9 protein-coding genes are annotated in these 7,569 nt (G+C 65.7%); 5 read left to right on the forward strand and 4 right to left on the reverse strand.

The window, feature by feature from the left end; all coding sequences use genetic code 11:
* Positions 1-89 precede the first annotated feature (89 nt).
* The 5 genes from tpiA (at position 90) to kdsA (ending at position 4,537) form a co-directional block, all read left to right on the forward strand.
* Positions 90-863, forward strand: a complete 774-nt coding sequence (tpiA, locus tag ACSLE4_RS12365; RefSeq protein WP_435904740.1) for a triose-phosphate isomerase — start codon at positions 90-92, stop codon at positions 861-863.
* Between the two features lie 92 nt (positions 864-955).
* Positions 956-1,528 carry a hypothetical protein gene (locus ACSLE4_RS12370; protein ID WP_435904741.1) on the forward strand — a complete coding sequence of 191 codons (573 nt, stop codon included), beginning with the start codon at positions 956-958 and terminating at the stop codon, positions 1,526-1,528.
* Complete coding sequence (gene secG, locus ACSLE4_RS12375; RefSeq protein WP_435904742.1) at positions 1,525-1,884, forward strand: preprotein translocase subunit SecG; 360 nt, start codon at positions 1,525-1,527, stop codon at positions 1,882-1,884. Before ACSLE4_RS12370 ends, secG begins: the two co-directional genes overlap by 4 nt.
* 88 nt (positions 1,885-1,972) lie before the next feature.
* Complete coding sequence (locus ACSLE4_RS12380) at positions 1,973-3,601, forward strand: CTP synthase (protein WP_435904743.1); 1,629 nt, start codon at positions 1,973-1,975, stop codon at positions 3,599-3,601.
* Between the two features lie 75 nt (positions 3,602-3,676).
* A complete protein-coding gene (gene kdsA / locus ACSLE4_RS12385; RefSeq protein ID WP_435904744.1) occupies positions 3,677-4,537 on the forward strand; it encodes a 3-deoxy-8-phosphooctulonate synthase in 861 nt (286 codons plus the stop codon).
* 21 nt (positions 4,538-4,558) lie between these two features.
* On the opposite strand, the gene ACSLE4_RS12390 is transcribed toward kdsA, so the two are convergent.
* The 4 genes from ACSLE4_RS12390 to queE are packed head-to-tail and all read right to left on the reverse strand — an operon-like array spanning position 4,559 to position 7,081.
* Positions 4,559-5,542, reverse strand: coding sequence for a hypothetical protein (locus ACSLE4_RS12390; RefSeq protein WP_435904745.1), 984 nt, complete (start codon positions 5,540-5,542; stop codon positions 4,559-4,561).
* On the reverse strand, positions 5,543-6,004 hold the full coding sequence (gene queF / locus ACSLE4_RS12395) for a preQ(1) synthase (RefSeq protein ID WP_435904746.1): 462 nt from the start codon (positions 6,002-6,004) through the stop codon (positions 5,543-5,545). It lies immediately after the preceding gene.
* A gap of 3 nt (positions 6,005-6,007) precedes the next feature.
* Entirely contained in the window at positions 6,008-6,388 is a 381-nt protein-coding gene (locus tag ACSLE4_RS12400; protein ID WP_435904747.1) for a 6-pyruvoyl trahydropterin synthase family protein, read from the reverse strand.
* A 57-nt stretch (positions 6,389-6,445) separates the two neighbouring features.
* Positions 6,446-7,081, reverse strand: coding sequence for a 7-carboxy-7-deazaguanine synthase (queE, locus tag ACSLE4_RS12405; RefSeq protein ID WP_435904748.1), 636 nt, complete (start codon positions 7,079-7,081; stop codon positions 6,446-6,448).
* Positions 7,082-7,569 lie beyond the last annotated feature (488 nt).

Genomic DNA, 7,569 nt, shown 5'->3' on the forward strand with positions numbered 1-7,569 from the left:
GGTAGCAAGAGCCAGTGCGGCAACACGCACAAGCACCGGAAAAACCGCTTTAGCCGGACACTGTAAAGGCGCGAACGGGGGGAAGAAACGTGACCGCGATCAGACCGCTTGTCGCCGGCAACTGGAAGATGAACGGGCTGGGGAGCACGCTTGGCGAGCTGGCGGACTTGCGGGCGCGAATGAAGGCGGCGCCGGTCCCGGACGCCGATGTCATGGTCTGCCCCCCAGCGACCCTGCTGACCCGGGCCGCGGAGGTGCTCGACGGCTCGGACATCGCGCTCGGCGCCCAGGACTGCCATCCCTTGGTCTCTGGCGCCCATACCGGCGGTATCTCCGCCGAAATGCTGGCCGATGCGGGCGCGACCGCCGTCATCGTGGGACACTCGGAGCGGCGTATCGATCACGGTGAGACCGATGCCCTGGTCAATGCCAAGGCGCTCGCGGCCTATCGCGCCGGGCTCACCGCCATCATCTGCGTCGGCGAGACCGAAGCCCAGCACCAGGACGGGAAGACCCTCGACGTGCTGCGCGGCCAGCTTCAAGGCTCGGTGCCGGAGGAGGCCCGGGCCGCGGACACCGTGATCGCCTATGAGCCCGTTTGGGCCATCGGGTCCGGCCTCACCCCGACGCCGGCGGACGTAGCCGAGGTCCACGGCTTTATCCGCTCCGTCGTGAGCCAGCTTCTCGGCGAGGGGGAAAGCAGCGCCATGCGGATTCTCTATGGTGGTTCCGTGAAGCCTACGAATGCCTCCGAGCTCCTCTTCGTGCCCGACGTGAACGGGGCGCTGGTCGGCGGCGCGAGCCTAAAGGCCTCGGATTTCTACGGAATCCTCTCCGTCTACTGTGACCCTCCTGCCACATAAGCCCCCGGAAAACCTTGGGACCGGGGTTGCAAATCAGATAAGGTTCGTCATGCTGCCGAGATATTGACGGCAGGGGGATTCCCGGGAACCCGATGTTCAAGCTGCGCCTCATCGCCGCCGCGCTGCTCGCCGTGGGCCTAGCCGCGCATTTCAGCCCACCCGCTCTTGCGGAAATGCTGGAACGCGACCAATGCAAGGTGCTGGAGGCGGAAAAGCAAACGCTGCTCACCGCGAATGTGAAGGCTGCGCTGACCGGTGGCCCGGACTGGGTCAAAGACCATCTCCACAACGAAGATGAGATCGAGAAGGTTCGCGCATATTTGCGCGTCGAGGAGAAAGTCGCCTTCCGCTGCCGCACCGACGGCGTGCGGATTCCCAAGCCCCAGCCGCCGCCGCTCCCGGATCCCAAGCCCGCCGTTCCCATCATCATGGCCGAAGGACAGAAGGTGCTTGCAGGCGCCGCCGCCATGTCCTTCCTGCCTTTGCGGAAACCGTCCGCGACCGTATCCGAGACGGCCGAAGCCGAGGCCCTGGGAATTGAAGGAATCGGCGACGCCGAGGAGGTGACCGCCGTGGCCGATAGCAGCGAGGCCGAACCAGGGCCTAGCCAAGCGGTGGCGGAGTCGGATAAGACAGCGCCTCCTGAGAACAAGGCGACGCAATGAGTACCGTAATTCTTCTGATTCACGTGATGATCGCCGTAGCGATGGTCGGTGTCATCCTGCTCCAGCGCTCCGAGGGCGGTGCGCTTGGTATTGGCGGCGGCGGCGGCGGCGGCGCCGGAGGCGGCTTCATGACCGGTCGCAGCGCCGGCAACGCGCTGACCAAAACCACGGCCATCCTGGCGGCCTGCTTCTTCCTCACGAGTCTCACCCTGTCGATCTTGGCGACTCATCAGCGCGGCAGCGCCCCGTCCATCCTGCCTTCTAGCGGCGGCGAGGGCGGTTTGACGCCGCTCCAGATCCCCGGCACGGCGGCCCCAGAATCGCCGGCGGCTCCGCAAGCGCCCCAGTCCCAGTAGTTCTTCACAGGAAATCCTGCGCCAAGACGTCTCCCCCTGCATGTTTGGGGCTACGCCTTGGCGCGGACTCGGTGTAGGGTCGAGGCCCATGGCGCGGTACGTCTTCATCACCGGCGGCGTGGTTTCCTCACTTGGCAAGGGGCTCGCATCGGCAGCGCTCGGAGCGCTTTTGCAGGCGCGCGGATTCCGCGTACGCCTCTGCAAGCTCGATCCCTATCTGAATGTCGATCCGGGAACCATGAGCCCCTATCAGCACGGGGAGGTGTTCGTCACCGACGACGGTGCGGAGACCGATCTCGACCTCGGCCACTACGAGCGCTTCACCGGGCGCCCGGCGAGCCAAGCGGACAACATCACCACGGGGCGCATCTACCAGGAGATCATCGCCAAGGAGCGCCGTGGCGACTATCTCGGCTCCACCGTCCAAGTCATTCCCCACGTCACAGACGCCATCAAGGAATTCGTCACCACGGGCAATGAGGACGTGGACTTTGTGCTCTGCGAAATTGGCGGCACGGTCGGCGACATCGAAGGCTTGCCCTTCTTCGAGGCGATCCGCCAGCTCGGCAACGAGTTGCCGCGCGGAGAGAGCGCCTTCATCCATTTGACGCTGGTGCCGTTCATCCCGAGCGCCGGCGAGCTCAAGACCAAGCCTACCCAGCACTCGGTCAAGGAACTGCGCTCCATCGGCATCCAGCCCGACGTCCTGCTGTGCCGCACCGACCGGCCGCTGCCCCCGGAAGAGCGGCGCAAGATCGCGCTGTTCTGCAACGTCCGGCCCGAGGCCGTAATCCAGGCGCTCGACGTTTCCAGCATCTATGACGTGCCGGTGGCCTATCACGAGGAAGGCCTCGACCGCGAACTGCTCGCGGCCTTCGGCATCACCAATGCGCCGGAGCCCGACCTCCGCATGTGGAAGGAGATCTCCGAGACGATCGCCGAACCGGACGGCGAAGTCACCGTGGCGATCGTCGGCAAGTACACCGGGCTGAAGGACGCCTACAAGTCCCTCAACGAAGCGCTGGTCCATGGCGGTATCGCCAACAAGGTGAAGGTCAACCTCGAATGGATCGAGGCTCAGGTGTTCGAAAGCCAAGATGCCGCGGCCTACCTGGAAGATGTGAACGGCATCCTCGTGCCCGGCGGCTTCGGCGAGCGCGGTGCCGAAGGCAAGATCCACGCGGCGCGCTATGCCCGCAGGCGCAAGCTTCCCTATTTCGGCATCTGTTTCGGCATGCAGATGGCGGTGGTCGAAGTCGCCCGTGATCTCGCCGGCATTGAAAGCGCAAGCTCCACGGAGTTCGGCCCAACCGAGGAGCCAGTGATCGGCCTCATGACCGAGTGGATGAAGGGCGAAGAGCTGGAGCGCCGCGAGCAGAACGGCAATCTCGGCGGCACCATGCGGCTTGGCGCTTACGACGCCGTGCTCGCCAAAGGCAGTCAGATCGCCGAGATCTACGGGGGAACGGAAATCTCCGAGCGCCATCGCCACCGTTACGAGGTGAACATGCGCTACCGCAACAAGCTCGAAGCGGCGGGCTTGCGCTTCTCGGGACTGTCGCCGGACGGCCTCTTGCCGGAGATCGTGGAGATCCCCGACCATCCCTGGTTCATCGGCGTGCAATTCCACCCCGAACTGAAATCGCGGCCTTTCGCGCCGCACCCGCTCTTCAAGTCGTTCATCGGCGCCGCGGTCGAGCAGAGCCGTTTGGTTTAAGGCGCAAAGCGGCACTAGGCGCCACGCTCCCAAGTCCAGTTGACGGGTCTCCCGCTTAAGCCCCATGGTCCGGCCATGAACGAAGCCATGAAGCCGGCCCCGGCGGCCACGGTCGCGGTCGGAAACGCCCGGTTCGGCAACGACTTGCCCTTTGCCTTGATGGCGGGTCCGTGCGCGCTGGAGAGCCGCGCGCATGCCCTCGAGATGGCCTCCGCCCTGAAAGAAATGGCCGCCCGGCTTGGTCTGGGGCTGGTCTATAAATCCTCCTTCGACAAGGCGAACCGCACGAGTGCGGCGAGCGCGCGTGGCCTCGGGCTGAAAGAGGCGCTGCCCATTTTCGCCGAGGTGAGGGAGGTCACGGGGCTGCCCGTGGTCACCGACGTCCACGAGCCCGAGCAATGCGCGGCGGCGGCCCAAGCGGTGGACGTGCTTCAGATCCCGGCCTTTCTCTGCCGCCAGACCGATCTTCTTCTGGCCGCGGCCAAGACCGGCAAGGCGGTCAACGTGAAGAAGGGCCAGTTCCTTGCGCCCTGGGATATGCGTCACGTGGTGGCCAAGGTGGTGGGCGCAGGCAATCCCAACGTGCTCGTCACCGAGCGCGGCGTCTCCTTCGGCTACAACACGCTCGTCTCCGACATGCGCGCGCTTCCCATCCTCGCGGAAACCGGCGCGCCGGTGATCTTCGATGCCACCCATTCCGTCCAGCAGCCCGGGGGGCAGGGGGCCACGAGCGGCGGCGAACGGCGCTTCGTGCCGGTGCTGTCGCGGGCCGCGGTGGCCGTGGGCGTCGCAGGCCTCTTCATCGAGACCCACCAGGACCCCGACAAGTCCCCTTCCGACGGCCCCAACATGGTTCCCCTGAAGGAGTTGGAGCCTTTGCTCAAAGAGCTCATGGAAATCGATCATCTGACCAAGCGCGCCGCAAAACCTCACTGAACCAGCGCGTATGATCGCATGTCAGCGCGGCGGGGGGATAAGCGCCTGCGCTTCCGGGTCCCAGCGCCACAGCGTGTCTTCGCTAAGATGCGTGCCGCCCCACCAGCGGTCGACCGTGTGATGTTCCGTCCAATCCGCGCCGCCGGCGAGCACCGCCTTGCCGAGCGAAGTCAGCGACAGCCGGCTGGTCAGATAGGCTTTCGCAAGCTCCGGATCGGTGTGCTGAAACGGCGCCGCCTCGAGGCCCGCGACTAGGGGCTCGTCCGCGAGCGCCAACTGATCCAAGAGCCGCCAAAAGCTCCAATCGCCCATGAACTCGGCGTCTTCCATCTTCTGCACGGCGATGAACAGGCCGAGTGCCGTCATGGACTCGCTCGCCTCGATGGTCGCCAGCATCTGCCGCTCCGTGCGCGTCAGCCCGTCAGCCCCCGGGAGTTCCTCGAGCATGCGGATGACGGCCGGCCGCAAGAAGGGAAGGGCCGAGGTGTCGTCATCGAGAAGACGCACCCAGGCCTCCGGCGTCGTTTGCCGCAAAGCCGTCCAGGCCCTTTTCGCGAGATCGAGCCGAGGCTTCGTCACCGGAGCGGCGGTCGCCGCAAGCGCCGGGATCGCTTCAAGGTCCTGCCGGCCGATATAGTCGTCCGCCTGAACCAGAAGCAGGCTGCCTCCTTGGCGCGGATGGTCCGCGAACCAATCGAGCACCTGAAGCAACTGCAGCTGATCGTAGAGGTCGTGCTCGAACCACAGCACCACGCGGGCGAACTCCCCGTTCATGGCGAGACCGCGATCTCGCGCGGTGAGCTCGAACTCGATGGCGCCGATCTCGCCGCCGCCCGCGCCAGCCAAATACTCGATGCGGCTAACAGTCAGGTCTTCCAGCGTACCGGTCAGCAGCACGGGGCCCTCATGCAGCACATCGCGCCACGGCAGGACCTCGGTTCCGTGGAGCGCGCGGCGCAGCAATTCGCCGGCACCATCGCCGTTGGTGATGACGAGATCGGTCACTTACCCACGGCCGCGATATGGCGCGACGCCCTGATCCGGAATCCACGCGCCCTCCGGCGGGCTGCCGTGCTGCCAGAACACATCGATGGGAATGCCGCCGCGCGGATACCAATAGCCGCCGATGCGAAGCCAGGAGGGCTCGATCAGCTCGACGATGGTCTTGCCGACAGTGATCGTCGCGTCCTCGTGGAAGGCGGAGGCATTGCGGAAGCTGGCCAGAAACAGCTTGAAGGACTTCGATTCCAAGAGCCACTGGCTCGGCGCGTAATCGACGACGAAATGCGCGAAGTCCGGCTGGCCGGTGACGGGACAAAGGCAGGTGAATTCGGGCGCCGTGAACCGCGCCACATAGGCCGTGTCCGCATGCGGGTTCGGCACCCGCTCAAGTTCCGCCTCTTCCGGAGAGGCCGGAACGGGCGTTTCATGGCCCAATTGCCGAAGGCCTGTGATCTTCCGTGTCATGGTCTACTCCGCCGCAAGCCGCATGGGCGGCCCGTGATAGACGCAGCCCTCGTGGCAGGAATCGCGCGCCACCACGATCTCGGTCAGGCCCGGCAACCGGTTGTGCAGCCGGTCCCACAGCCACATGGCGATGCGCTCCAGCGTGGGGTAGGCGAGGCCCTCCACGTCGTTCAGCATGCGGTGGTCGAGCGCGTCGCGGGCTTCGCCCACCGCCGTCTCCAGATCGTCGAAATGCACGACGATGCCGGTGTCCTCGTCCGGCTCCCCGTCCACGGTGACGCGCACGCGGAACGAGTGTCCGTGCACCCGGGCATTGGGGTGGCCGGGCGGCGCCGACGGCAGGAAATGCGCCGCCTCGAAGAAGAATTCCTTGTAGATCCGCATAGGGGCTGTTTAGGGGATTTTGCGTGTCCCGGCCAGGGCTCGCACGCCGCACCAGGGTTAAGGCAGGCTCAGCAATTTGTGGGTCTGCAAGCTCAAACGCCATTTGGGATGGGCCAGGCAATAGTCAATGGCGGCGCGCACATTGGCGGGGTCGTCCGAGCCGTCATCCATGGGCTGAAGCAGAAAATGCGTGAAGTCGAGACCCTGAACCTCTTCCGGCCAGAGCCGGTCTTGCGGATAGACGAGCTTCAGCTCATCGCCTGAACGCTGCTGGAGGGGCGCGCCGGCCTTCGGGCTCACGCAAACCCAGTCAATGGAAGACAGAACGGGCAGGGTGCCGTTGGTCTCGATCGCCACTTCGAAGCCCGTCGTGTGGAGCGCATCGACCAGCGCTTCATCCACTTGCAGCATGGGCTCGCCGCCGGTCAGCACCACGAAGGGGGGCGTGCCGGAATTGCCGCGCCACGCCTGGCGGCACGCTCGGGCGAGCGCGCGCGCGTCCGCGAACTTGCCACCGCCAGGCCCATCAGTGCCGACGAAGTCGGTGTCGCAGAAATTGCAGGTCGCCTCGGCGCGGTCTTGCTCGCGGCCCGACCACAGATTGCAGCCGGCAAAACGGCAGAATACCGCCGGACGCCCGGCCTGCGCGCCTTCGCCTTGCAGCGTGTAGTAGATCTCTTTGACCGCATACATGGACGGCAAGTTGGTCCTTTCGGCTCCTTCACGCAAGACGCGCCAAAACGGCTCGCCGGGCCAAGCCCGCGAGGCATGAAGGGGGATGGCGCGCCGAAAAGCGCAGTCCGTAATCGGTGTCGCGATCCGAAGACCGCGCAGGCGCCTCTCGGCGCGCCAATCGCGGCGGTTACGACGCCGGGCCCCGCTTCTCATTGATCTCTGCGATCCCGGCCTCCGGCCTGCTTGAGCGCTATGTGCGCTTCGGCCTTTGACCCGCGTCGCGCGAGAGCAAATCCCAGCGCGCTTCTCGCGGGGGCTCGGAGTAGCCCCGGGGGGTGGCTCCGGCGCCGCCCGGAGGCCTCGTTGCGAAGGAGGCCCGCAGGCGCCGCACCCCGTCCCGCTCACGCTAACGCCTCGCGAGAACGCCCTTTGAACGGACGAGGTGATCGCATTGTACGGCAGATTTTTCACGCGGGCATAAGTGCGGCCTGCGTTACCACCGCTCA

It is taken from the genome of Methyloceanibacter sp. (assembly GCF_051306395.1).
Lineage (GTDB): Bacteria > Pseudomonadota > Alphaproteobacteria > Rhizobiales > Methyloligellaceae > Methyloceanibacter.

Bases quoted from the DNA above. Each gene is read 5' to 3' on its own strand.
- secG (WP_435904742.1), top strand. From the start codon at position 1,525: ATGAGTACCGTAATTCTTCTGATTCACGTGATGATCGCCGTAGCGATG.
- ACSLE4_RS12370 (WP_435904741.1), top strand. From the start codon at position 956: ATGTTCAAGCTGCGCCTCATCGCCGCCGCGCTGCTCGCCGTGGGCCTA.
- queF (WP_435904746.1), bottom strand. From the start codon at position 6,004: ATGACACGGAAGATCACAGGCCTTCGGCAATTGGGCCATGAAACGCCC.
- kdsA (WP_435904744.1), top strand. From the start codon at position 3,677: ATGAACGAAGCCATGAAGCCGGCCCCGGCGGCCACGGTCGCGGTCGGA.
- queE (WP_435904748.1), bottom strand. From the start codon at position 7,081: ATGTATGCGGTCAAAGAGATCTACTACACGCTGCAAGGCGAAGGCGCG.
- ACSLE4_RS12400 (WP_435904747.1), bottom strand. From the start codon at position 6,388: ATGCGGATCTACAAGGAATTCTTCTTCGAGGCGGCGCATTTCCTGCCG.
- ACSLE4_RS12380 (WP_435904743.1), top strand. From the start codon at position 1,973: ATGGCGCGGTACGTCTTCATCACCGGCGGCGTGGTTTCCTCACTTGGC.